24 protein-coding genes are annotated in these 23,440 nt (G+C 70.8%); 9 read left to right on the top strand and 15 right to left on the bottom strand.

Going from position 1 to position 23,440, the window contains the following annotated elements; genetic code table 11:
• Positions 1–9: 9 nt before the first annotated feature.
• The 4 genes from ASF28_RS18535 to ASF28_RS18520 all read right to left on the bottom strand — a co-directional run bounded on the left by ASF28_RS18535 (position 10) and on the right by ASF28_RS18520 (position 3,187).
• On the bottom strand, positions 10–252 hold the full coding sequence (locus tag ASF28_RS18535) for a hypothetical protein (protein ID WP_056096439.1): 243 nt from the start codon (positions 250–252) through the stop codon (positions 10–12).
• A 9-nt stretch (positions 253–261) separates the two neighbouring features.
• Complete coding sequence (locus tag ASF28_RS18530) at positions 262–696, bottom strand: hypothetical protein (protein ID WP_056096148.1); 435 nt, start codon at positions 694–696, stop codon at positions 262–264.
• A 66-nt stretch (positions 697–762) separates the two neighbouring features.
• Complete coding sequence (locus ASF28_RS18525) at positions 763–1,779, bottom strand: YVTN family beta-propeller repeat protein (RefSeq protein ID WP_443189751.1); 1,017 nt, start codon at positions 1,777–1,779, stop codon at positions 763–765.
• A gap of 181 nt (positions 1,780–1,960) precedes the next feature.
• Positions 1,961–3,187 carry an ABC transporter substrate-binding protein gene (locus ASF28_RS18520; protein WP_056096436.1) on the bottom strand — a complete coding sequence of 409 codons (1,227 nt, stop codon included), beginning with the start codon at positions 3,185–3,187 and terminating at the stop codon, positions 1,961–1,963.
• 241 nt (positions 3,188–3,428) lie between these two features.
• On the opposite strand from ASF28_RS18520, the gene ASF28_RS18515 reads away from it, so the two are divergent.
• The 7 genes from ASF28_RS18515 (at position 3,429) to ASF28_RS18485 (ending at position 9,100) form a co-directional block, all read left to right on the top strand.
• Entirely contained in the window at positions 3,429–3,959 is a 531-nt protein-coding gene (locus ASF28_RS18515; protein ID WP_082476654.1) for a DUF3280 domain-containing protein, read from the top strand.
• Between the two features lie 105 nt (positions 3,960–4,064).
• Positions 4,065–4,787, top strand: a complete 723-nt coding sequence (locus tag ASF28_RS18510; protein WP_244475080.1) for a (5-formylfuran-3-yl)methyl phosphate synthase — start codon at positions 4,065–4,067, stop codon at positions 4,785–4,787.
• Positions 4,784–5,362, top strand: a complete 579-nt coding sequence (locus tag ASF28_RS18505) for an amino acid kinase family protein (protein WP_056096141.1) — start codon at positions 4,784–4,786, stop codon at positions 5,360–5,362. Before ASF28_RS18510 ends, ASF28_RS18505 begins: the two co-directional genes overlap by 4 nt.
• The gene (locus ASF28_RS18500) at positions 5,359–6,966 is read left to right on the top strand and encodes a DUF6513 domain-containing protein (RefSeq protein ID WP_056096137.1); all 1,608 of its coding nucleotides are present in this window, start codon (positions 5,359–5,361) and stop codon (positions 6,964–6,966) included. Before ASF28_RS18505 ends, ASF28_RS18500 begins: the two co-directional genes overlap by 4 nt.
• A gap of 4 nt (positions 6,967–6,970) precedes the next feature.
• Entirely contained in the window at positions 6,971–7,567 is a 597-nt protein-coding gene (locus ASF28_RS18495) for a DUF447 domain-containing protein (RefSeq protein WP_056096134.1), read from the top strand.
• A gap of 28 nt (positions 7,568–7,595) precedes the next feature.
• Complete coding sequence (locus ASF28_RS18490; RefSeq protein ID WP_056096131.1) at positions 7,596–8,129, top strand: SRPBCC family protein; 534 nt, start codon at positions 7,596–7,598, stop codon at positions 8,127–8,129.
• A gap of 74 nt (positions 8,130–8,203) precedes the next feature.
• Positions 8,204–9,100 carry a beta-propeller fold lactonase family protein gene (locus ASF28_RS18485; RefSeq protein WP_056096430.1) on the top strand — a complete coding sequence of 299 codons (897 nt, stop codon included), beginning with the start codon at positions 8,204–8,206 and terminating at the stop codon, positions 9,098–9,100.
• Between the two features lie 81 nt (positions 9,101–9,181).
• Here ASF28_RS18485 and ASF28_RS18480 read toward each other — a convergent pair whose 3' ends face one another.
• From ASF28_RS18480 to ASF28_RS18430, 11 genes are all read right to left on the bottom strand, one after another.
• Entirely contained in the window at positions 9,182–10,549 is a 1,368-nt protein-coding gene (locus tag ASF28_RS18480; protein WP_056096128.1) for a murein hydrolase activator EnvC family protein, read from the bottom strand.
• 115 nt (positions 10,550–10,664) lie between these two features.
• Complete coding sequence (locus ASF28_RS18475) at positions 10,665–11,318, bottom strand: protein-L-isoaspartate O-methyltransferase family protein (RefSeq protein WP_056096125.1); 654 nt, start codon at positions 11,316–11,318, stop codon at positions 10,665–10,667.
• 32 nt (positions 11,319–11,350) lie between these two features.
• The gene (gene surE / locus ASF28_RS18470; RefSeq protein WP_056096123.1) at positions 11,351–12,115 is read right to left on the bottom strand and encodes a 5'/3'-nucleotidase SurE; all 765 of its coding nucleotides are present in this window, start codon (positions 12,113–12,115) and stop codon (positions 11,351–11,353) included.
• Complete coding sequence (gene serS, locus ASF28_RS18465) at positions 12,115–13,392, bottom strand: serine--tRNA ligase (RefSeq protein WP_056096121.1); 1,278 nt, start codon at positions 13,390–13,392, stop codon at positions 12,115–12,117. Before serS ends, surE begins: the two co-directional genes overlap by 1 nt.
• 96 nt (positions 13,393–13,488) lie before the next feature.
• Positions 13,489–14,289: a twin-arginine translocase subunit TatC gene (gene tatC, locus ASF28_RS18460; protein ID WP_056096118.1), complete on the bottom strand. Its 801-nt coding sequence runs from the start codon at positions 14,287–14,289 to the stop codon at positions 13,489–13,491.
• A complete protein-coding gene (tatB, locus tag ASF28_RS18455) occupies positions 14,286–14,819 on the bottom strand; it encodes a Sec-independent protein translocase protein TatB (protein ID WP_056096115.1) in 534 nt (177 codons plus the stop codon). The genes tatC and tatB overlap by 4 nt, the downstream gene beginning before the upstream one ends.
• A 144-nt stretch (positions 14,820–14,963) precedes the next feature.
• Entirely contained in the window at positions 14,964–15,215 is a 252-nt protein-coding gene (locus tag ASF28_RS18450; RefSeq protein ID WP_056096112.1) for a twin-arginine translocase TatA/TatE family subunit, read from the bottom strand.
• Between the two features lie 220 nt (positions 15,216–15,435).
• A complete protein-coding gene (gene nagZ, locus ASF28_RS18445) occupies positions 15,436–16,437 on the bottom strand; it encodes a beta-N-acetylhexosaminidase (protein WP_056096111.1) in 1,002 nt (333 codons plus the stop codon).
• A 119-nt stretch (positions 16,438–16,556) separates the two neighbouring features.
• On the bottom strand, positions 16,557–17,996 hold the full coding sequence (locus ASF28_RS18440; protein ID WP_056096109.1) for an SPOR domain-containing protein: 1,440 nt from the start codon (positions 17,994–17,996) through the stop codon (positions 16,557–16,559).
• A 30-nt stretch (positions 17,997–18,026) separates the two neighbouring features.
• The gene (gene argS / locus ASF28_RS18435) at positions 18,027–19,790 is read right to left on the bottom strand and encodes an arginine--tRNA ligase (RefSeq protein WP_056096106.1); all 1,764 of its coding nucleotides are present in this window, start codon (positions 19,788–19,790) and stop codon (positions 18,027–18,029) included.
• Between the two features lie 86 nt (positions 19,791–19,876).
• Positions 19,877–21,124 (bottom strand): deoxyguanosinetriphosphate triphosphohydrolase, encoded by a 1,248-nt coding sequence (locus tag ASF28_RS18430; protein WP_056096104.1) that lies wholly within the window; start codon positions 21,122–21,124, stop codon positions 19,877–19,879.
• 94 nt (positions 21,125–21,218) lie between these two features.
• On the opposite strand from ASF28_RS18430, the gene ASF28_RS18425 reads away from it, so the two are divergent.
• Positions 21,219–21,545, top strand: a complete 327-nt coding sequence (locus ASF28_RS18425; protein WP_056096100.1) for a HesB/IscA family protein — start codon at positions 21,219–21,221, stop codon at positions 21,543–21,545.
• Between the two features lie 104 nt (positions 21,546–21,649).
• Positions 21,650–23,437, top strand: coding sequence for a hypothetical protein (locus tag ASF28_RS18420; RefSeq protein WP_056096428.1), 1,788 nt, complete (start codon positions 21,650–21,652; stop codon positions 23,435–23,437).
• The last annotated feature ends 3 nt before the right edge of the window (positions 23,438–23,440 follow it).

Here is a 23,440-nt window from a genome sequence, read left to right as displayed (position 1 = left end):
TGCCGGTCCTCAAGGCTTCAGGGCCCGGCGGGCATCGCCGACGGCGTCGAGGCACTCGTCGAATTCGCCCTCGCCCATCTCGCGTTCGGCGACCCGAAGCGCCTTCTTGAGCTTGCCCTGGAGGGGCTCGGCAGGGTCCTTGCCGAGTTCCATCCGGATCATGGCGATGCCGTCCGTGCAGGCGGCCTTGTCGTCGGCAAGCGCCGGGCTCGCCAGCGTCGCGGCGGCGAGGGCGAAGAGGGGCAGGCGCATGAACATCCCCTACTTCACGATGAACTTGCCGGTCATGCCCTTGGACTCCAGTCCGTGGACGGACCAGGGGTACTCGCCCGACTTGATCGTCACGAATTCGATGGCGATCTCGCCCGGATCGTCGAACTCGAGGTGATCCGGCGGACCGCTGCCGTGGATCTCGAGGTGCTGGATGACGATCTGGTTGAACCAGATGTTGCGGAAGAACTCCGTGGCGTAGAACTTGTACTCCTGCCGGCCCTTGGCGACGATGCGCAGGCGGTAGGCCTTGCCGGATTCGAGTTCGATCTCGCGGTTCTCGACGACAAAGTCGTTGCCCTCCTCGTTGCCGAGGACGAGGTCGGGCAGGTTGGCACGCTTCTTCGTGAGATCGAGGGCGAGCGCCGGCCCGGCCATCGTCCAGGCAGCGAGCCCGAGGGCCGCCGCACGCATCGTTCGCTTCATCACGTCCGTCGATCCTCCCGTTCGCCACCGTTCGACGGCGGCTGTTTCGGCATCACGCCCCAGAAGTCAGTTCGGCGACACCGCCACGCCCCAGGGCAGCAAGCCCACCGGAATGCTCTTCACCACCTTCTCGGCCGCCACGTCCACCACTGAGATGTCGTTGGACGAGCCGTTGGTGGAGAACAGCAGCTTCTGGTCCGGGGTGAAGGCGAGCTGCCAGACCCGCTGGCCGACGGGCAGGTACTTCTCCACCGTGTGGGTCCTGGCGTCGATGACCGCGATGCGGTTGGCGGGTCCGAGGGCGACGAAGGCCTTCGACCCGTCCTTGGTGATGCGGATGCCCACGGGCTGGATCGCCTCGTCGTTGACGCTCGGGATCTTGAAGGTGATCTTCTTCACCACCCGGCGCGCCGCGACATCGATGATGCTCACCGTGCCGCCGACCTCGGCCGAGACCCACAGGAACTTCCCGTCGGCCGTGAACTCGGCGAACCGGGGCCGCGCATCCACCAGCACGTTGTCGATCACCTGGAACGTGGTGGTGTCGATGAAGTGAGCCATGTTGGTGGTCTCGGAGGTGTTCACCAGGATCTTGCCGTCGGGCGACAGGCCCATGCCCTCTGGCTCCACGCCCACCGGCACCTCGGCCATGACCTTGTTCTTCTCGACGTCGATGACCGTGACCTGACTGTCGTCCTCGTTGGCGACGTAGAGCAAGTTGCCCGTCGGCCCCAGGATGAACTGCTCCGGGTCCGGACCCGACCGGAGCGACCGCACCACCTTGCCGGTGGCGGTGTCGAGGACGTCGATGCGGTCGTCGTCGCTGGCGCAGACGAAGAGCTCCTTACCGTCCTTGCTGGTGGTGACGCCGCGCGGGCGCCGGCCGACCTTCCAGGTGCCGGTCACCGCCAGGGTCTCGCTGTCGATGACGCTGACGGAGTTGCCCTTCTCGTTGGTCACGTAGACCGTGTAGGCGCTGGCCGAACCGGTGCCGGCCAGACTCGTGGCGGTCAAGCCCGCAACGGCGAGAAGCGCCCGTGCCACAACCGATCCCGACGCGTTCGCCCTGAAGCCGCGGCTCATCCTGTGTCCTCCTCGGGCCCACCGCTGTCTCGCGCGCGGTTGGGCAGGTCCGTCACCATCATGACGCGTTACTATAGTGCAGCCCCGTCTCACGGGGAGCGCCGGACCGCAAGCCGCGCGGTCACGCGTTGCCGCAGCCCCCGGCGGGTCAGGAGCCCCCGGCGGGTCGCCCCCCGGCGGGTCAGGGAAACTTGCAGGTGGTCTCGGGCAGATCGATCCCGAGGGTATCCAGCGGCGTGCGCTGGTGGGTGAAGCCCTGCTCGGGTGCCACGGAAACCATGGCTTTGGGCTGCACCACGATCACGGGCTGGCGCAGCTGGTGGTCCCATGGGCGGTAGGTGAGGGACACACCCTTGTAGGCCGGCAGGCTGAAGGCGGGCTCCGCGAAGTAGGGCGCGAGCACGGCCGGGTCCGCAGTCTTCTTCTGCGTCGCCGCCTCGCCGATGGAGCGCACGGCCGCCCAGGCCTGATAGTCGAGGGGCCGCATCAGGCGCCCGGCCTGGCGCCGGAACCGGTTCTGCGCCTGGGCCGCGCCCCAGGTCTCCAGGGTCGGATGCCAGGTGGTGGCGATGAGCCCCTGGGTGCCGGCGACGGGGCGCGGATCGACGGTGCGGAAGGGGACGTAATCGCCCCAATCATTGGCTTCGTCGGCCACGATGGCGAGGTCGTAATCGACGCCCCGGGTGAACACCATGGCCTCGGACCGGGTCGGCGTGTCGCCCCGCGCCTTGGCCAGGGGCCCGAAGGTCCACGGTTTCTCCGCCGCGATCTTGAGGTTGAACTTGCGCGCCGAGTTCTTGAACGCCTCGGCGTAGAGCCGGTCGCCGTCCTGCGGGCCGGTGATGAGGAACATCTTGCGCCAGCGCATGAGGGTGAAGAACTGCGCCAGGGCGTCCGTCTGCATGGCCCGGCTTGGCACGACGTGGAACACATTCTTCCGGCAATCGGCCCCGCGCAGGCGGTCGTCGGGCGCCGCGACGTTGAAGACCGTGACGCCCTCCCCCTTCACCGCGTCGGCGACGGCCACGACCTCGTCGGCGGGGAGCGCCAAGACGAGGAACTTGATGCCCCGGCCCGTCAGGTCTTCGGCGGCCGCGACGGCGCCCTTCGTGGCGTCGAGGGCGATCTCGTCGAGGGCGTAGGTCTGCCGGGTGAAGCGGCCCGTCGTGTTGTTGTCCTTGATCGCCATGCGCGCACCGGCGACGCCCTCGTCCTCGGGGGCGGCCTCGGCATCGTAGGACGAGGGGGCAAGTTCAGGCCGGTAGATCAGCCCGACGCGGGTCTCCGTCGCGGCGGGCGCCGGTGCCGCCGCCTCGCCCGAACGCGCCGGTTCCTGCGCGGTGGCCGGGAGGCACCACGGGCCACCGAGCCCGAGGATAAGGGCGAGCGGGGCGAGGGGGGAGCGCATCGAAGCCTGCATGTGGCCGGCACGCTAACAACATTGTCCCGCCGCGCTCAATCGGCGTTTGATAAGGAAATCATAAACTCTCATTGCGGCCTCGGCCGTGCCGTGCGGCGTTCGGCCCTCGGCAGAATGCTGCAGAGGTGCGGGGATCGCCCCGCGTTTCCCGGCGTTGCCTGCCGATGTGTCGGGCATCATGCTGCCGATGGTTCCCAAGCCTTGCGCCGGACACGAAACGAGCGAGTTGATGACGCGACCGATTCCCCTCCCCCGTGCCGGACACGTTTGCGCGAGCCTCGTGCTCGCCCTCGCCTTCGCGGCGCCCGCGCAGGCCGCGCCCGAGAAGGCCGCGATCTTCGGGATCGAACTGTTCGATCCGGGCGTGGTCGGGGGCCGCAAGGCGCGGCCGGACGAGACCCGGCGCCTCGGCCTCGTCACCGAGGAACTGCGCAAGGCCCTGGGCGACGCGGTCGAACCCGTCGAGGTCGCACCGCAGGCCGCCGAGATCGCCAAGCAGGCGCCGCTCTACAAGTGCGACGGCTGCGCCGCCACCATCGCCAAGACCCTCGGGGCCGACCTCGCCGTGAGCGGCTACGTCGAGAAGGGCTCCAACCAGATCTTCAACCTCACGGTCACCATCGCGGAGGCCGCCACCGGCAAGATCGTGCGCGGCGGCCGGGTGGTGATCCGCGCCGACACCGACGACACCTGGGCGCATGCCATGCGCTGGGTGGTGAAGAACCGCCTCCTCGCCGAGCCCCTGCCGAACCGCTCGTGATCGCATCGGTTTTTTGGTAGGGCCAACCGCGTGCGAGCGTGGTCCCGCGCGGGACACCGTCCGCGCGCCGACGATCAACACCAGTCCGAGCGAGTCGAATCCGTCGTGTTGACGCCCTCCCCCTTCGATCAAGACGAGACCGCACCGCGCCTCCTCGTGAGCGTGCGCGACGCCGACGAGGCGCTCGCGGCCGCGCTCGCGGGTGCCGACCTCGTCGATGCCAAGGACCCGGCGCGCGGCGCCCTCGGCGCCCTCCCCGTCGCGACCGTCCGTGCCCTCGTCGCCCGCGTCGCGGGCCGCGCCGTCACCAGTGCGGTGGCGGGCGAGCCGGCGGACGCGGCTGCGCTGGCCGCTCACGTCGCCGCCATGGCCGCCACGGGGGTGGATTACGTCAAGGTCGCCGTGCGCCCCGAATTCTCCGATGCGGCCCTGACGGAGGCCGCCGCGGCCGCGCCCGGCCGGCTCATCGCCGTGCTGTTCGCCGGGCACGACCCCGCCCCTGGCCTCGTGGCGCGCTTGGCGGCAGCCGGCTTCGTCGGCGCCATGATCGACACGGCGACCAAGGACGGACGCCGCCTGCCCGACCTCCTGCCGGCCCGGACCCTGGCGGCCTTCACCCGCGCCTGCCGCCGGCACGGCCTCGTCTCGGGCCTCGCTGGCTCCCTCGCCCTCGGCGACATCGAGCCCCTCGGGAGTCTCGGCGCGCATTATCTCGGCTTCCGGGGCGGCCTGTGCCGCGACAGCGATCGCACGAAGGGCCTCGATCCGACCCGGGTGGCGGAGGCCGTCCGGTCCCTGCGCGCCCATGCCCGGCGGGACGCCGCATGAGCTCCGAACTCACGGTTGTGAAGGTCGGCGGCAGCCTCCTGTCCGATGCCCCTCGCCTGCGCGGCGTCCTGGCCGGCCTCGCGGACGGCCGGGACGGCCCCTGCGTGGTGGTCCCCGGCGGCGGCCCGTTCGCCGAGGCGGTGCGGACCTCCCAGGCGGCCCTGGGCTTCGGCGATGCCCTGGCCCACCGCCTCGCCCTCGACGCCATGGGCCGCGTGGCCGAGATCTTCTCGGAGCTCGAGCCGCGCCTGCGCATCGCGACGAAGGGGGATGCGGCATGGGCGATCCTCGCCCGGGGCGGCGTCCCGGTCTGGGACCCCGTCATCCTCAAGGCCGGGCATCCCGACATCCCCGAGACCTGGGCCGTCACCTCGGACAGCCTCGCCGTGTGGCTCGCCACGCATTGGCGGGCGCCGCGCTGCGTCCTGGTGAAATCCGCCCTCGTGCCCATCGGAGTGCAACCCGAGGACCTCGCCCGCCTCGGCCTCGTCGATGCCGCCTTCCCGGCCTTCGCGGCGCGCTACGCGGGTGCCATCGTCCTGCGCGGTCCCTCGGACATGCGGGACGCCGCATGAGCGCCCCCGAGCACCTCGTCTTCATCACCGGCCGCATGGCCAAGGCGCGCCTCGAAAAGGTCGCCGCCACGCTCCCGGCCGAGCGCTTCGCCTGGAGCATCGCCGATGCCGGGGTGAAGGTCGCGGCCCTGATGACGGAGGAGATCATCCGCCGCCGGGTGACGATTCCGGAGGGCGCCACCCGCATCGTCCTGCCCGGCCGGTGCCGGGCGAACCCGGAGGCCCTGGCCCGGCATTTCGGCCTGCCGGTGGAGCGCGGCCCCGACGAGATCGTCGATCTGCCCGCCTATCTCGGCCTCGCCGGTCGGAAGGTGGACCTGTCGCGCCACGACCTGCGGATCTTCTCCGAGATCGTCGACGCCTCGAAGATGAATCCCGACCAGATCCTCGCGAAGGGCCTCGACCTCGCCCGCCGGGGCGCCGACGTCATCGACCTCGGCGGCCTGCCCGACACGGAATTTCCCCACCTCGAGGACTGCGTGCGCCTCCTGAAGGGCGCGGGCCTCAAGGTCAGCGTCGATTCGTTCTCCCTGGACGAACTCAACCGCGGCGCCAAGGCGGGGGCCGACTTTCTGCTCAGCCTCAACGAGGACACCCTCGATCTCGCCTTCGAGACCGACGCGGTGCCGGTCCTCGTCCCCGTGCGGCCCGACGACCTCGCCTCCCTCGACCGGGCCATCGAGCGGATGGAGAAGGCGGGGCGCCCCTACATGGCCGACCCCATCCTCGAGCCGATCCATTTCGGCTTCGTCGAATCCATCACCCGCTATCACGAGACCCGCCGCCGCTGGCCCGGCATCGAGATGATGATGGGCACCGGCAACCTCACCGAACTCACGGAGGCCGACAGCCTCGGGGTGACCGCACTCCTCGTCGGCATGTGCTCGGAACTCGCCATCCGCAACGTGCTCATCGTCCAGGTCTCGAACCACACCCGCCGCACGGTGGAGGAGCACGACGCGGCGCGCCGGGTGATGTACGCGGCCAAGGCGGATTCGGCCCTGCCGAAAGGTTACGGCCGCTCCCTCCTGGCGCTCCACGACAAGCGCCCCTATGTGCAGACCCCGGACGAGATCGCGGCCCAGGCGGCCGAGGTGAAGGACCCGAACTACCGCATCGCGGTCGCGGAGGACGGCATCCACGTGTTCAACCGCGACACCCATTCCATCGGCACCGACGCCATGGCGTTCTTCCCCGACCTCGACGTCGCCCAGGACGGCGCCCACGCCTTCTACCTCGGCGGCGAGCTGACCAAGGCCGAGACCGCCTGGCGGCTCGGCAAGCGCTACGTGCAGGACGAGGCCCTGGCCTGGGGTGCGGCCGCCGACGCCGAGGTCGAGGACACCACCGCGTTCAAGAAGGCCGGGCACACCAAGCATTCCGGCCCGGACGGGACGACGCGCGACCGCACGTCGCCCGAGGCCGATGCGGGCCGGCCCGAGACCGCGGAACCGGGCGAGACATCGGCCGCCGGGACGGTCTCCGAGACGCCCCCGGATGCCGGGGCCCGCATCGTCTGCGGCAAGCTCGTCCCAGCAAAAAAGCTCGTCCCGGCAGAAAAACTCGTGCCTGCGGAAAAACCCGTGCCGGCCGGGAAGGCGTGAGCCCGTGCCCCTGATCCTCGAGACCATCGTCACCACCACGTCGCCCGCCGGCGACCTGCACCTCGTGCCGTTCGGCCTGATCCAGGACGGGGCGGAGTGGGTGCTGGCCCCGTTCCGGCCGTCGCCCACCATCCTCAACCTCGAATCCAGCCCAGTCTTCGCCGCGTCGAGCCCGAGCGACGTCCGGGTCATCGCCGGCGCCGTCACCGGACGGCGCGACTGGGCGACCCTGCCCTGCGACCGGATTCCCGGCCGGCGGCTCGCCGACAGCTTCGGCCACGCCGAATTCGAGGTGGTGGCCGTGGAACCGGACGAGACCCGTCCGCGCTATCGGGGGCGGATGGTGTATGCCGCCGCCCACATCCCGTTCTTCGGCTACAACCGGGCCCAGGCCGCCGTCCTGGAGGCGGCGATCCTTTCGACCCGCCTCCACATGCTGGAGCCCGACAAGATTCTGACCGAGATGCGCTACCACGCCATCGCGATCACCAAGACCGCCGGGCCCGCCGAGCGCGAGGCCTGGGACTGGATCGAGGACAAGGTCGCCGCCGCCCTGGGGCGCAGCGACCGCATCCTCGATAAGCCCCCCGCAGCACCTTAAGAGTGTGTGTTCCCGAGGAGACGACCCGATGAAGTTTTTGGCACTCACGACGGCGGCGGCCCTCGCCCTCGTCTCGTTCGGCGCCCAGGCGCACGGCCCAACCCGCAAGAAGGTTGAGGAGACCGTCGAGATCAACGCCGCCCCGGATAAGGTCTGGGCCGTGATCTCGAACTTCCAGGACATGAGCTGGCTGCCTCCGGTCGAGAAGACCGAGGGCAAGGGCGGCAATGAGATCAAGGCCACCCGCACCCTGACCCTCAAGGGCGGCGCCACGGTGGACGAGGAGCTGTACAAGTACTCCGCCGAGAAGATGAGCTACTCGTACCGGATCACCAAGGTCGACGTGAAGACCCTGCCGGTGAACGACTACTCGTCCACCCTCAAGGTCGAGGATGCCGGCGGCAAGACCAAGGTGTCGTGGGACGGCGCGTTCTACCGCGGCTACATGAACAACGATCCGCCGGCGGAGCTCAACGACGAGGCCGCCCAGAAGGCCGTGCGCGGCCTCTACCGCACGGGCCTCGACGCCCTCAAGGCCAAGGTCGAGAAGAGCGGTTCTTGAGCGGCTTCCGCTCCCAGTACGCAACACGGAAGGGCCGGCCGCGCGCCGGCCCTCTCCTCCTCGTCCTGGCGCTGATGGCCGCCCCGGCACGCGCCGACGAGGCCCTGATCACGGCGCAGGGCGCCAACGCGCTGGCCATCGTCGATCTCGACGCCGGCGCGGTGGTGGGCCAGATCGCCCTCGACGGCGCGCCCGCCGGCATCGCCCTCTCGCCCGACCGCAAGACCGCCTATGTCACCCGCCCGGAGGGGCCGGGCCTCGCCGTGGTGGATCTCGTCACCCGCACCGTCACCACCACCCTGGCGCTCCCCGGCGGCCCGCTCGGCATCGCCGTGAATCCCAAGACCGGCCTGGTCTACGTCGCCGACTGGTACGGCAGCCGGGTGTTCGTGGTGCCCGCCGACGGGTCCCGCCTCGAGACCGAGTTCCAGGTCGGCGCATCGCCCTCCGGCATCGCCGTGACGCCGGACGGCGCCACCATCCTGGTCGCCAACCGCGAGGGCGATTCGGTATCGATCGTCGATGCCGCGACCCTCGCCCTGAAGCGCACGATTCCCGTGGGCCGGCATCCGTTCGGCCTCACCCTCGATGCGGCCGGGTTGCGGGCCTACACCGCCAACGTCACCTCGAACGACGTCTCGGTCATCGACGTCGCCGCCGGCACGGAGGTCGGCCGGGTGACCACGGGCGAACGGCCCTACGTGGTGGCGCTCGCCGGCAACCGCGGCTTCGTCACCGACCAATATGCGGGCACGGTGAGCGTGTTCAACCTCCAGACCCTCACCAACGTCGCGGCCATCGAGGTCGGCGACCACCCCGAGGGCATCGCCGCCACCCGCGACGGCACCGGCCTCGTGGTGGCGAACTGGGGCTCCAACACCCTCAGCCTCGTCGACGCCGGCACCCTCAAGGTGACGAAGGAGATTCCCGTGCCCGACGGTCCCCGGTCCTTCGGCGATTTTCTACGCTGACCCTGCACCCTCTCTCCTGAAACGAAGAACGGCGGCTCCCCGGGGAGCCGCCGTTCTTCGTGTCACCCCTTGCGGGTTGCTTCAGTTGCTCGCGAGGTGCGGCATCGGATCGACGGGGGTCGCGCCCTTGCGGATCTCGAAGTGGAGCTGGGGCGAGGTCACGTTGCCGGAGGCGCCGGACTTGGCGATGGTCTGGCCGCGCTTGACCTTCTCACCGGGGCGGACGTCGAGCTCGCCGTTATGGGCGTAGGCCGAGACGTAGCCGTTGGTGTGGCGCACGAGGACGAGCTTGCCGTAACCCTTCACGTCGGAGCCGGCGTAGGCCACGGTGCCGTCCTCGGCTGCCTTGACCGCCGTTCCCTCGGGCACCGAGATGTTGATGCCCTCGTTGCCCGACGAGCCGTAGCCCGAGATCACCCGGCCCTTGGCGGGCCAGCGGAACGAGGCGTCGGACGCCACCGACCCGGTGCTGGCTGGCTCGGCCTTCGGCGCCTCGACGGCGGCGACCTTCACGGGCGCCTTGGCGGATTCCTTGGCGGCTTCCTTGGCCGCGGCCTCGGCGGCCTTGGCGTCGGCCACCTGCTTGGACGCCTTGGCGGCCTCGAGCTTGGCGAGCTTGGCCTCGGCCTCGGCGGCCTTCTTCGCCGCGTCCTTGGCGGCCTCCTTGCTCGCCTCGGCCTTCACCTTGGCGGCATCCACCTTCGGCTCGGACTTCGCGTCGGCCTTGGCCTCCTTGATCTCGATCTTGCGCACGGGCTTGTCGTCCGCCTTGGCGACGGTCTGGCCGGGGCGCGGATGCGCCTTCTTGGCGTCGGCCACCGCCTTGGCGGCCTCGGCCTTGCGGGTCTCGACGAGCTTCTTCGCGTCGACGAGCTTCCGGGCATCCGCAGCCTTGGCCTCGGCGGCCTTCCGCTCGGCGACCTTGCCGGCCTCGAGGGCGCGACGGGCCTCGGCGATCTTCTCGGCTTCGGCCTCCTTGCGGGCGGCGAGCGCCGCGGCCTCGGCGGCCTTGCGCTCGGCAACGCGGTCGATGGCCTTCGGCATCGGGGCGGCCGGTACGCTGCGGGTGGTCATGGCGCGGCCCGCATCCGGGTTCAAGCCCGACACCATGCCGGAGACGGGCTCCGTGGAGGCGAGGCGACTCGTCTGCACGGGCGCGGCCTGCGGCGCGGCGGCCATGGGGCGCGGCGACATCGCCACCCCGGGCGCACCCAGCGCCTGGGACTGGATGCGGCTCGTGCGCACCACCGGGGCCGGGGCGATCTCCCCGTCCGGAAGACTTCCCGTGGCGGCGGGCTCGCTCGCCACGTTGGAGGCGAATGGATTGCCGAACGGGTCGCCCAAGCGCGACGCATCCGACGAACAGGCGGCCGCACCGCCCCCAATCACTCCGATGAGCGCGAAGCGCGACAGCGTCTTCAACCCTCGACCAGTCCCGCGAACCCGCATCGACGCACCTGTCTGACCTGACGCAACTTGATGACGTCATTCAAACGGGATTCAGGTTAAACAACCGTTCCGATTCACCACGTTGTCGGCGGTTCGGAACCATTCGGTTGCCCCGTTACAGGACGCGGGCGCGCCCCGGCGTCAGGGAGCCCAGGCGCAACCGGTCCCCGGTCCGCTCCTGGATGGCCGCATCCGTCCCGACCGCGACGACGACGAGGCGTGCCGCCTCCGCCGTGCCCAGCGCCCCGACGAGGCGACCGCCCGGCGCCAGGGCCGCGAAAAGGTGCGGTGGCAGGTCTGACAGGGCGCCGTTGAGGAGGATGCGGTCGAAGCGTCCCTCGGGCAGGCAGGCCGGATCGAGGCCGTCGCCCGTGGCGAGGGTAACCCGCACCCGGTCCTCGGGCAGGAGGGCGCTTCGGGCATCTTCGGCCAGCACGGCGTAGCGCTCGAGGCTGTGGACATGGGCGGCCCCCAGCCGCAGCAGCAGGGTCGTGACGTAGCCCGACCCCGTGCCGATTTCGAGGAGGCGCATGCCCGGGCGGGCGCCGAGGGCCGTCAGCATGGTGGCGATGACGCTCGGCGCGGTCATGGTCTGCCCACAGGGCAGCGGCAGGGCGAGGTCGCGCCGGGCAAGGTCGCGCAGATGGGCCGGGGCGAAGCGCTCGCGCGGCACCCGCTCCAGGGCTCGCAGGGTGTCGGTGTCGCGCACCCCCCGCCCCCGCAGGGCCATGACGAAGGCCGCCGCCTCGATGGAGCCGTCCGTCGTCATGGCGGTGTCGGTCTCAGCCCGCGAAGCCCTGCTCAGCCGGCAAAACCCTGCGCGAATCGGGTCAGGCTCGGCTCGTCCGTGAGATCGAGGCGCAGGGGCGTCACCGAGATGCGCTTCTCGGCGATGGCCTTGAGGTCGGTGCCGTTCCCCGGCTGGAACGTCGCCTTGGCGAAGGCGAGCCAGAAATACGGGTTGCCGCGGCCGTCCTGGCGCGCGTCGATGGCGAGCAGAGCCTGGTTGCGGAACCCCTGCGCGGTGACCGAAGTGCCCTGGACCTCCCCCGGCTCGCAATCGGGGAAGTTGACGTTGACGACGATGCCGGGCTCGATCCCGATCTCCAGGATCTTGCGGACGACCCCCGGGCCGTGCTCGGCGGCGCAGTGCCACTTGATCGCGCCGCGGCCGCCGGCCCCGTAGGCCTGGCTCAGGGCGATGGAGCGCACGTTGAGGATCGTGCCCTCCATGGCCGCCGCGATGGTGCCCGAGTAGGTCACGTCCTCGGCGACGTTCTGGCCGCGGTTGACCCCCGACAGGACGAGGTCCGGCCCGTGATCCTTGAGGATGTGGCGCACCCCCATGATCACGCAATCGGACGGCGTGCCCTTCACGGCGAAACGCTTTTCGGAGATTTCGCGCAGGCGCAGGGGATCGTTGAGCGAGAGCGAGTGCGAGACGCCGGACTGGTCGGTCTCGGGCGCCACCACCCAGACGTCGTCGGAGATGGCCCGGGCGATCCCCTCCAGGGTCTCGAGCCCCGGCGCGTGAATGCCGTCGTCGTTGGTGACGAGAATGCGCATCAGACCCTGTGTCCCTCGATCCGGTCGATCCCGCCCATGTAGGCCTTCAGTGCCGACGGCACCGTGACGCTGCCGTCGGGGTTCTGGTAGTTCTCCATCACGGCGATGAGGGCGCGGCCCACCGCCACCCCCGAGCCGTTGAGGGTGTGGACGTAGTTCACCGCCTTGCCCGCCCGGAAGCGCGCGTTCATCCGCCGCGCCTGGAAGTCGCCGCAGACCGAGCAGGACGAGATCTCGCGAAAGGTCTCCTGGCCCGGCATCCAGACCTCGATGTCGTAGGTCTTCTGGCTCGCGAATCCCATGTCGCCGGTGCACAGCGTCATGATCCGATAGGGCAGATCGAGCTTCTTCAGCACGGCCTCGGCCGAGCCGAGCATGCGCTCGTGCTCGCTCGCCGATTGCTCGGGCGTCGTGATCGAGACGAGCTCGACCTTGTTGAACTGGTGCTGGCGCAGCATGCCGCGCGTGTCCCGGCCCGCCGAGCCCGCCTCTGCGCGAAAACACGGGGTCAGGGCAGTGAAGCGCAGGGGAAGCTCCTCGTCGCGAACGATGCTTTCGCGGACGAGGTTGGTCAGCGGGACTTCGGCCGTGGGGATGAGCCAGTGCTCCCGCACCGCGAACTGGTCGTCGCGGAACTTCGGCAATTGCGCCGTGCCGAACATCGCCTCGTCGCGCACCATGAGGGGCGGCGCCACCTCGGTGTAGCCGTGCTCGCCCGTGTGCAGGTCGAGCATGAACTGGCCAAGCGCCCGCTCCAGCCGGGCGAGCTGGCCCTTGAGCACGACGAAGCGCGCACCCGACATCCTCGAGGCCGCCTCGAAATCCATCAGCCCGGAGGCTTCGCCGATCTCGAAATGCTGCTGTCCCGTGGCGAGCTGCGGGCGGATCGCCGCGAACCGGCGGTACTCGACGTTGCCGTGCTCGTCCGTCCCCTCGGGCACGTCGGGGTTCGGGCGATTCGGGATCGCGGCGAGCTTCTCGTCGAGGAGCGCGCCGGCTTGCGCCTGCGCCGTCTCCAGCCCCGGCGCCGCGTCCTTCAGGCGGGCGACTTCTTCCATGAGCTCGGTCGCACGGGCTTCGTCCCCGGCCTTCTTCGCGCCGCCGATCTCCTTCGCAAGGGCGTTGCGGCGCTCCTGATTGGCCTGCGCCGCCGACGTCGCACCCTTGCGCGCATCATCCAGAGCGATCAGCTCGGCCGAGAGCGGTGCCAGCCCACGACGGCGCAGGGCCTCGTCGAAAGCGTCCGGAGTCTCGCGGATGGCGCGGATGTCGTGCATGGGGTCGCTCGGGCGCAGGCTTCTGAACAGACGACGAGGCTTTGCAGCATCGGCGCCAGCGCGACAAGGGCGGGGCCAGGGCCGGTCCGCCGTGCCCTACGGCTCAAGCCCCTCGGCCTTGCGCTTAGCCGCACGCATCCGCTCGACACGGCCCACGGAAAAGATCGAGGCCTCGTAGAGCAGGATCATCGGGATCGCGAGGGAGAGCTGCGAGATCACGTCCGGCGGCGTCAGCACGGCGGCGACCACGAAGACGAGGACGATGGCGTAGCGGCGCTTTTCGCGAAGGAACGCCGCGTCGATGATGCCGACCTGGCCGAGCAGGGTCAGGATTACGGGCAGCTGGAACGCGATTCCGAAGGCGAAGATCAGCGTCATGATAAGGGAGAGGTACTCGTCCACCTTCGGCAGCAGGGCGATGGTCGCCTCCCCCGGCTGGCCGATCTGCTGCAGGGACACCGAGAACTGGATGAGCAGCGGCATCGCCAGGAAGAACACCACCAGGGCGCCGAGGATGAAGAACACCGGCGTCGCCACGAGGTAGGGCAGGAAGGCCTGACGCTCGTTGCGATAGAGCCCCGGCGCCACGAAGGCGTAGATCTGCGTCGCGATCACCGGAAATGCCAGGAAGCCGGCGCCGAACACGCTGAGCTTGATGTTGGTGAACACCTGCTCGAGGAAGTGCGTGGCGATGAGCTTGGCGTTCTCGGCGCCCACCACGGAGACGTAGGGCCAGACGAGGATGTTGTAGATGTGCCGCGAGACGAAGAAGCACGCGAAGAACATCACCACGAAGGCGGCCAGCGACTTGATGAGCCGGGACCGCAGTTCGATGAGATGATCGAGGAGCGGGGCCCGCGACGCCTCGATGTCGGCGTCATCCGTCGCATTGGTCATGGGGCGGAATCAGGCTGTGTCTTGGCCGGGGCCGAAATCTGGGCCGGGACCGGAAGGTCCGGCGTCTCGGCGGGCGGCGGGGAAGCGAGGGGTTCGGCGGGCGTCTCGCGCCGGGCGAGGTCACGGGCCGCCGCCTCGTAGCCGGACGGGACCGGCCCGGGGGGCGGCACCGGATCGGTCTCGGCGAGCTGGGCGGCGACGTTGGCCAGCGGCTGGGTCGGCGACGGCGTGGTCTTGGTGTGGCCGTCGACGGCGCCCTTGATCTCGTCGCGAATGGTCTGGACCGGATTGAACACCGGCCCCATGGTCCCGGCGGACTTGCGGACGCCATCGACCTCACGGCGGATCTCGTCGAACTCGGCCTCGCGGACGGCCTCGTTGAACTGCGACTGGAACTCGCCGGCCATGCGGCGCATCTTGGTCGTGATCTGCCCGACCGTGCGCAGGGCCTTGGGCAGGTCCTTCGGACCGATGACGATGAGGGCGACGCCGCCGATCAGCATCACCTCGCCCCAACTCATGTCGAACATTCGTGGACTGTCCCGCGCTCGCGCGATGCCGGTGACGGCGGGCTGCCTATCGCAGGTCGCGCGGGGTTCCGCCAGACCCCGCGCCGGGTGGCCGCGGGACCCTCATGGCCCCGCACCGTCCCGGCTAAGAGAAACCCTCGCGCCTCAGACGACCTTGCGGTCGGCGGCAACGGGGTTGGCGGTCGCCGGCTCGCCCTGATGCGGCAGGGTCCGCACGGGCTCGCCGGCGCTCGGCGGCGGCACGGCGGTGGGGGCCTCGTCCTCGGCCATGCCCTTCTTGAACGCCTTGATGCCCTTGGCGACGTCGCCCATCAGGTCGGAGATCTTGCCCCGCCCGAACAGCAGCATCACGATGCCGGCGACGATGATCCAGTGCCAGATACTCATGCTGCCCATGGCAACCTCCCGCGCCGGAGGGCTCGAAGCCCGCACGGCACCCACGCGTGTGATCCAGTTTGGGCGAACCTAGGGATCGCGCCGCCCCAGCACAAGAACCGTGCGGGATTCCAACACCCTTATCGCCGGGATGGCGGGATGGGCTCCACGGGCCGCCGCGGTGCCGGAACGGGGCGGAATGCCGCGCGGCACCGGGCGGCGCCCTCTTACGCAACCAAGCTCAGGCGGCCAGGGCGGCCTCGAACCGGGCGCGGGCCTCGCGCACGTCGAACGCCGGCGCCTGGGCCGGCAGGCGGGCCAAGGCGTCGTGCGCCCGGCGCAAGGCGGCACCGGCGAGGTCCGGGGCGCCCTCGGCGACGCCGCGCATCTCGGACAGGTCGCCGTTGCAATGCAGTCCGACATCGATGCCGGCGCCGAACGCCGCCTCGGTGCGCCCGCGAAAGCTGCCCTGGAGGGCGTGCATGGACAGGTCGTCGGTCATCAGGAGGCCGTCGAAGCCGATGATCCCGCGGATCACCCGCTCGATGACCATGGCCGACTGGGTCGCCGGATGGTCCGGATCGAGGGCGGTGAAGACCACGTGGGCGCTCATGGCCATGGGCAGATCGGCCAGCGCCCGGAACGGCGCGAAATCCTGTTCCGTGAGGGTGACGAGGTCGGCCTCAACCACGGGCAGACCCTTGTGGCTGTCGCATCCGGCGCGGCCGTGACCGGGGATGTGCTTCATCACCGGCAGCACGCCGCCCTCGATCAGGCCCTGCGCCACAGCGCGGCCGATCTCGGCGACGCGCCCCGGAACGGTGCCGTAGGCCCGGTCGCCGATGACGTCGTGGGCGCCCGCCACGGGCACGTCGAGGACGGGGGCGCAGTCGACGTTGATGCCGACGCTCGCGAGATCGTGTGCCATGAGCCGGGCGCCGAGCCCCGCCATGGCGGTGGCCGAACCGTCGAGGCGCCCGAAACGGCCGCCGGCCGGATAGGCCGGCCAGTGCGGCGGTCCCATGCGCTGCACCCGGCCGCCCTCCTGATCGATGAGGATCGGCGCGTCGGCACGGCCCACGGTGTCGCGCAGGGCCCGCGTCAGCGCCCGGACCTCGTCGGGCGTGCCGATGTTGCGCTTGAACAGGATGAAGCCCCAGGGCGCCACGTCACGGAAGAACGCCGTCTCCTCGGCCGAGAGGGACTTGCCGGCGCAACCGAGGATCAGGGCACGGGTGGTCATGGGAAAACGCGTCCTGCGATGTGTCCGGAATGCCGGTCGCCGGCCCCGGCGAAACGCCGTCGAGGCGGCGCGCCGGGGCCGTGCGGCCGAGCCTTAGGCGGCCTTGGTTCTCGGCTGTTTTAGTTCTTGGCCACGAAGCACTGGCCGCCGGCGCCCTGGAGCTGGGTGCACAGGCTCGTCGCCTCGTTCTTGCCGAGGGGCCCGACGCGGACGCGATAAAGGGTCTTGCCGTTGACCTCGGCCTGGCGGATCAGGGCCGGCTGTCCGGCGAGCTGGGCGTATTTACCCTGCATCTGCTTGAAGGCGGCCTGGGCCTCGCCGGCGCTGGTGCGCACGCCGAGCTGGACCGAGAAGGAGCCGGCGGCGGGTGCCGGCGACTCCGCGACGGTCGCGGCCGGCGGGCTCACGGCGGCGGTGGTCTCGGGTGCCACGGCCGCGACGCGCTGGGGCGCCTTGACGCGCGGTGCCGGCGCCGGGACGACGGGCTCGGGCGCTGGCGCCTCGGCCACGGACGCGGCCATCGGGATCGGCGTCGACAGGGGTGCGGACACCCGCGCGGTACGGGGGCGCAGGGACCCAGCGGGCGTGGTGCCCTCGGCGGAGGCGCCCGGCAGGGTCATGGTCGGGATCACGGAGGTGGGCGCGGTCTCGGCCACCTCCGCCTGCGGCGGCGGGACGGGCGTGTCGGGCTTGACCGAGACGGTGCGGACCCGGCGCGGTTCGCCGAGGGATTCCGTGAGGGTGCCGGTCTGCTGCGGGCCGGCGCCGCCGGTGGTGCCCGCGGCACTTCCCGGCGTCGCGCCGCCCTCGGTGCGCTGGGCCGAGCGGGCGGCCTGCGCCACGTCGAGGGGCTGCTCCTCGCGGTTGACGATGCGGATCTGCCCGTCCTTGGCGGTGCGGTCGTAGATCTGCTTGTTCTGGTCGGGAATCTCGACGCCGTCGGCCTTCTGCGGCGCGATCTTCAGGGGCGCGGTATCGGCCAGGATGGTAGGCACGCCACCGCTGTTGCCGCCGCCGGAATGAAGGCCGCGCCAGGCGAGGCCGCCGGTGATGCAGACGGCGAGGACGCCGAGGCCGGCGCCGACGGAGACGAGGCGGCTGCGCTGGCGCGGCCGGTCCTGGACGGGGCGCTCCCCGGAGGCGAAGGCGTCCTGCTCGGCCTGGGGCGCGGATTCGGCCCCGTGGCTCGGATAGGGGTCCTGCTCCACGGAGGCGAGATACTGATCGAAGGCGTCCGTAGGCGAGGACGCGGCGGCCGGCCGATGGGCCTGGGCGTAGGACTGGGCCTGCGCCGGCGCGTCGACGAAGCTCGGCTCGATGCGCCGGCCCGCGGCCGCATCGGACCGCGCGTCGCGGGCTTCGAGGATGGCACGGAACGGATCGTCCTGGCCGACGATGCGGGCGAGTTCGGCAAGCGGATCGGATTTGGCGTGGGCCTGCGGCGCGCGGATGGGCTGCCCCTGCGATGGCCCCCCTTGCGGAGCGGGCCCCTGAGGCTGCTGCAGATCACGCGCGAAGGCGTCGAAATCGACCGTCGCTCGCGAAGCGTTCGTCGTCATGGCAGCATTCCCCTTCACGCCGCGGTCACCTCACCGCATTTCGTCCGGCGCGGTGACGCCCAACACCGCGAGGCCGGAGGCGATCACGCCCCGCAATGCCTCGACGAGGGCCAATCGGGCCCGTGTCGAGTTTCGGTCGGTTGGATTAACAAACCGTAATTGCGGCAAGTCTTTGCCCTTGTTCCAGAAACCATGCAGCGAGCTCGCGAGCTCGTAGAGGTAGAACGCCACGCGGTGCGGCTCGTGCGCTCCGGCCGCCGCCTCGATCACGCGCGGATACTGGGCGATGAGCCGCATGATCTCGGCCTCGCCGGAATCGGTGAGCAGGGCGAGGTCGGCCTCGCGCAGCAGGCCGTCCCGCGAAAAATCCTCGCCCGGCATGGCGTCCCGGGCCTGGCGGAACACCGAGAAGCAGCGCGCATGGGCGTACTGCACGTAGAAGACCGGGTTGTCCTTGGACTGCTCGACCACCTTGGCGAGGTCGAAATCCAGGGTCGCGTCGTTCTTGCGGTAGAGCATCATGAAGCGGATCGCGTCGCGCCCGACTTCGTCCACCACCTCGGCCAGGGTGATGAACTCGCCGGCGCGCTTGGACATCTTCACGGGCTCGCCCGCTCGCAACAGCCGCACGAGCTGGCACAGCTTGACGTCGAGGGTCGCCGCGCCGCCGCTCACCGCCTTCACCGCCGCCTGCATGCGCTTGACGTAGCCGCCGTGGTCGGCCCCGAGCACGTCGATGAGGTCGGTGGCGCCGCGCCTGATCTTGTCGCGGTGGTAGGCGATGTCGGAGGCGAAGTAGGTGAACGAGCCGTCGGACTTCAGGAGCGGCCGGTCGACGTCGTCGCCGAACTCCACCGTGCGGAACAGGGTCTGCTCGCGGTCCTCCCAATCCTCGGGCAGCTGGCCCTTGGGCGGCGGCAGGCGGCCCTCGTAGACGAGGCCCTTCTCACGCAACTCCGCCAGCAGGACGGGCACGGCCTCCTTCAAGGTGGCTTCCGAGAAGAATACGTCGTGATGGATGCCGAGGCGGGCGAGGTCGCCCCGGATCAGGTCCATCATCGCATCGATGGCGAAGGCGCGGATGGTGGGAAGCCATTCGGCTTCCGGTTGATCCAGGAGGGCACGCCCGTGCTTCTCGGCCAGCGCCTTCCCCACGGGCACCAGATAGTCGCCCGGATAGAGTCCCTCCGGCATCGGCCCGACGTCTTCGCCGAGCGCCTCGCGGTATCGGAGGAAGGCGGAGCGGGCGAGGACGTCGACCTGCGCGCCCGCATCGTTGATGTAGTATTCCCGCGTCACGTCGCGCCCGGAGGCGACGAGGAGGTTGGCGAGCGCGTCGCCGAACACCGCTCCGCGCCCATGGCCGACATGCATCGGCCCCGTGGGGTTGGCGGAGACGTACTCGATGTTGGCCTTGCCCGCGGGGCCTTGCGCCCCCGGCATGGCGCCGCGCCCGTAGGCGTCGCCTTCGCTCAAGGCCGCCCGCACCACGGCGTGGAACAGGCCCGGCGCCAGGCGCAGGTTGATGAAGCCGGGGCCGGCGACGCTGGCCTCGACCACGTCCGGGTCCTGGCGCAGCGCCGCCGCCAGGGCCTCGCCGAGGACCTTCGGGTTGGTCTTGGCTTCCTTGGCCAGCACCAGGGCGGCGTTGGTGGCGAGATCGCCGTGGCTCGCGTCGCGGGGCGGCTCCACCACCACGCGCGACAGGTCGAGCCCCTCGGGCAGCTGTCCGGCCCGGATCAGGCCCTGCACGGCCGCGCGCACGCGCGCCTCGAAGGTGGCGAAGATGTTCATCGGTGATCGGTTTCCGCTCGCGACGGCCGCCGCGTCACGACGGCCCACGCCTCAAGAGGGGGGCATACCAACCGGGGGCACGGGTGTCACGGCTCGGCGAGCGGCAGCCCCTTGCTCTCGGGGCTCCAATGCAGGTCGGGCGTCGTCGGAAACAGGCGCCTGTGGGCGAGGACCGCGTAGGTGTCGGTCATGCCGGCGATGTAGTCGGCGACCCGCCGGGCGACGCGGCCCTCGCCCGCCCCCTCCAGTCCCGCCGACCATTCGTCGGGCATGGCGCCGGGCTCGGCGGTGAACCGGGAAAACAGGTCGGCGACGATGATGTCGGCCTTGGCGCGCACGGCCAGAACGCCGGGATGGCGGTACATGCGCGCGAACAGGAAGGTCTTGATCGCCGCATCCGCCGCCGCGATAGCCGGCGAAAAGGCGATGACGGGGGCGGACGCCGCGCGGATGGCGGCGACGTCGCCGGGCGCCAGGGCGGCGATGCGGCGCCCGCCCTCGGCGATGACGTCCTCGACGAAGCGGGTGATCACCCGCCGCGCCAGCTCGTGAATTTTTCGCGAGGGGTCGAGGCCGGGATGGAGGCCGTCGATCTCGGCCAGGATCTCGGCGAGGAACGGCACGGCCTCCAGGTCGGCGAGGTCGAACAGGCCGGCGCGCAGGCCGTCGTCGAGGTCGTGGCTGTCGTAGGCGATGTCGTCGGCCAAAGCCGCCACCTGCGCCTCCGGCCCGGCGAAGCGTGCGAGTTCGAGGCTGTTCAGGCCGTCGTATTCGAGGATCGCCGCCGGTATGCCGCGGGCCGCCCAGCGCAGGGTCGGCGTCCCGTCGGGCTCCAGCAGGGGGCCGTTGTGCTTGACCAAGCCCTCCAGGGTCTCCCAGGCGAGGTTGAGCCCGTCGAAGCCGGCGTAGCGCCGCTCCAGGCGGGTGACGATGCGCAGGGCCTGGGCGTTGTGGTCGAAGCCGCCATGCTCGGCCATCAGCGCGTCCAGGGCATCCTCGCCGGTATGGCCGAAGCAGGTGTGGCCGAGGTCGTGGCTGAGGGCGAGGGCCTCGGCGAGATCCTCGTCGAGCCCGAGCGCGCGGGCCAGCGCCCGGGCGATCTGGCTCACCTCCAGGGTGTGGGTGAGGCGGGTGCGGTAATGGTCGCCCTCATGGTGCACGAAGACTTGGGTCTTGTGCTTGAGGCGGCGAAACGCGGAGGAATGGATGATCCGGTCGCGGTCGCGCTGGAAATCGCTGCGCGTCGGCGAGGACGGCTCGGGGATGAGCCGCCCGCGCGTCGTGGCCGGGTCCGTCGCGTAAGGCGCCCTCCAGCGCTCACCGTTGTGCCGCACGTCATCCCCCCGTCGCGCCGCGTTGCAGCGCGTGCCTGCCGCGCATATCTTGTGTGCCTGAGCGTTCCTGGCAATCGACGAGACGAGCATCACGATGGCCGACATCACCCTGACCCCGCGCGCGGCGAAGCGCATCAACGAGATCATGGGGGCCGAGCCCCCCGGCGCGAGCCTGCGGATCAGCGTCAACGGCGGCGGCTGCTCGGGCTTCTCCTACGCCTTCGACATCGAACGGGCGCGGGCCTCCGACGACGTCGCCATCGAGCGCGACGGCGCCACCGTCCTCGTCGACCCCATGTCCCTCGAGTACATGAGCGGCGCGGTCATCGATTTCGTCAACGACCTCATCGGCCAGTCGTTCAAGATCGAGAACCCGCTCGCCACCGCCTCCTGCGGCTGCGGCACCTCGTTCTCCCTGTAAGGGCACTCCCGGCCGGACCACCCGGCATTTGCCACGGGCGCCGAAACGCGGCACGGATGCGCCCTCTCCTCGAAGCGCCGTTCGCCAGCGATCCGGAAAACCGCATGACCCCCTCGAAAGGCCGCCCCCTCCTGCGCTGGGCGACCGGTGCCTCGGCCTGCGTCCTCGTTCTCCTGAGCGCCGGCCTGCCGGCGCAGCCGGGGCCCGCCTGGGCCCAGGAAGCGGCCTCCGCCGTCCAGGACGTGGCCCTGACGGACGTGGTGCTGCCGCTGGGCGACACGGTGCTGAAGGCCGCGCGCGTCACGGTGGGCGGGACGCGCCTGTCGAAGGACGAGTTGCTCACCCTGCTCCGGCCCGGCCCCGAGCCCGTGGCGGCGCGCCTCACCCGCCTCGACGCCGCGAGCCTGCTGATTCCGGATCTCCGCATCGAGGGCGCCCGCGAGACGGTGACCTACCGCGACGTGGTGGCCAAGGACGTCCGCGCCGGGCGGATCGCCGAGCTCACCGCCACCGGGGCCGTGCTCGCCGCGGAGGGCGACCACAAGGCTGCCGGCTCCTACGGCGCGTTCCGGGCGAGCGACCTCGATCTCGCGGCGCTGGCCCGGCTCTATGCCGAGCCCGGCGACGGCAAGGCCGCTCCGCAGCGGATCTACGGCGCCTTCTCCGTCGCGGACGTCGCCTTCGTCGATGCGAACGGCACGGCGGTGAAGCTCGCCCGCATCCAGGGCCGCGACCTCAGCGCCCGCCCGGTGCCGGGCACCTGGGCCGGCGCCCTCAAGGCGCTCACCGCCCCCGGCCTCGCCGAAGCGCCGCCGGCCACCCGGGCCAAGCTGTCGGCCACGGCCGCCGACCTCGCCGAATCGGTGACCCTGGGCGGTTTCGAGGCCACCGGCCTGAGCATCCAGCATACCAAGGGACCCGCCCCGCTCAACCTCGGCATCGGCCGCATCCTCGTCGGCGGCTCGGATGCGAGCCTTGAGGACCTGGTCCTCACGAGCAACGGGATCGACGCCAAGCTCGCACGCCTGTCGCTCAACGGCTTCTCCCTCGCCCCCACCATCGCCGCCCTGCGCAAGCTCGCGGCGATGCCCGACGCTACGGACGAGGACCTGCGCCGGCTCACCCCGGTGATCGGCACGGTGGCGCTCACGGATCTCAGCCTCGATCTCACGGGCGATCCGGGCGCCAAGTCTCCGGACCCGGCGGTCAAGGCCGAGCCGATGCATGTCGGCCTGCGCACGGCCGCCATGAATTTCGGCGCCCCCCGCGACGGCGTCCCCACGGCCGGACGGGTCAACCTGTCGGGCCTGACCCTGCCGGCCTCCGCCGTGGCCGGCGTGCCCGGTCTGGGCTCCCTCGGCCTCTACGGCTACCGCGACCTCGATCTGAACGTGGTGGCCGACACGGCCTGGGACGCGGCGGCCAAGGAACTCAAGCTCGGCGAGGTCTCCATCTCGGGCAAGGACATGGGCACGGTGCGGATCAACGGCATGCTCGGCGGCATCGGCCCCGAGGTGTTCGATCCCGATGCGGGCGTGTCGGGCTTCGCCATGCTGTCGGCCACGGCGAAAGCCCTCGATCTCACCATCGAGAACACCGGCCTGTTCGAGCGCTTCATCGCGGCCCAGTCCAAGGTGCTCAGCCTCAAGCCCGAGGAGCTGAAGCAGGAATACGCCACGGCGAGCCTCTACGGCGTGCCGGCGATCCTCGGCAATTCGGCCGGCGCCAAGGCCATCGGCGCGGCCATGGGCCAGTTCGTGGCCAAGCCCGGCACCCTGTTCCTGAGCGTCCGGCCCAAGAACGGCACCGGCATCGGCATGCTGGAATTCAGCGCCGCCCCGACGCCGGCCGCCGTCCTCGACCGCCTCACCATCGACGCCAAGGCGAACTGACGA

The sequence above is a fragment of the Methylobacterium sp. Leaf99 genome, assembly GCF_001422375.1.
In the GTDB taxonomy this organism is placed as follows: Bacteria; Pseudomonadota; Alphaproteobacteria; order Rhizobiales; family Beijerinckiaceae; genus Methylobacterium.
The sequence above is the reverse complement of the archived record's forward strand: the minus strand, read 5'-3'. Positions and strand labels throughout refer to the sequence as shown.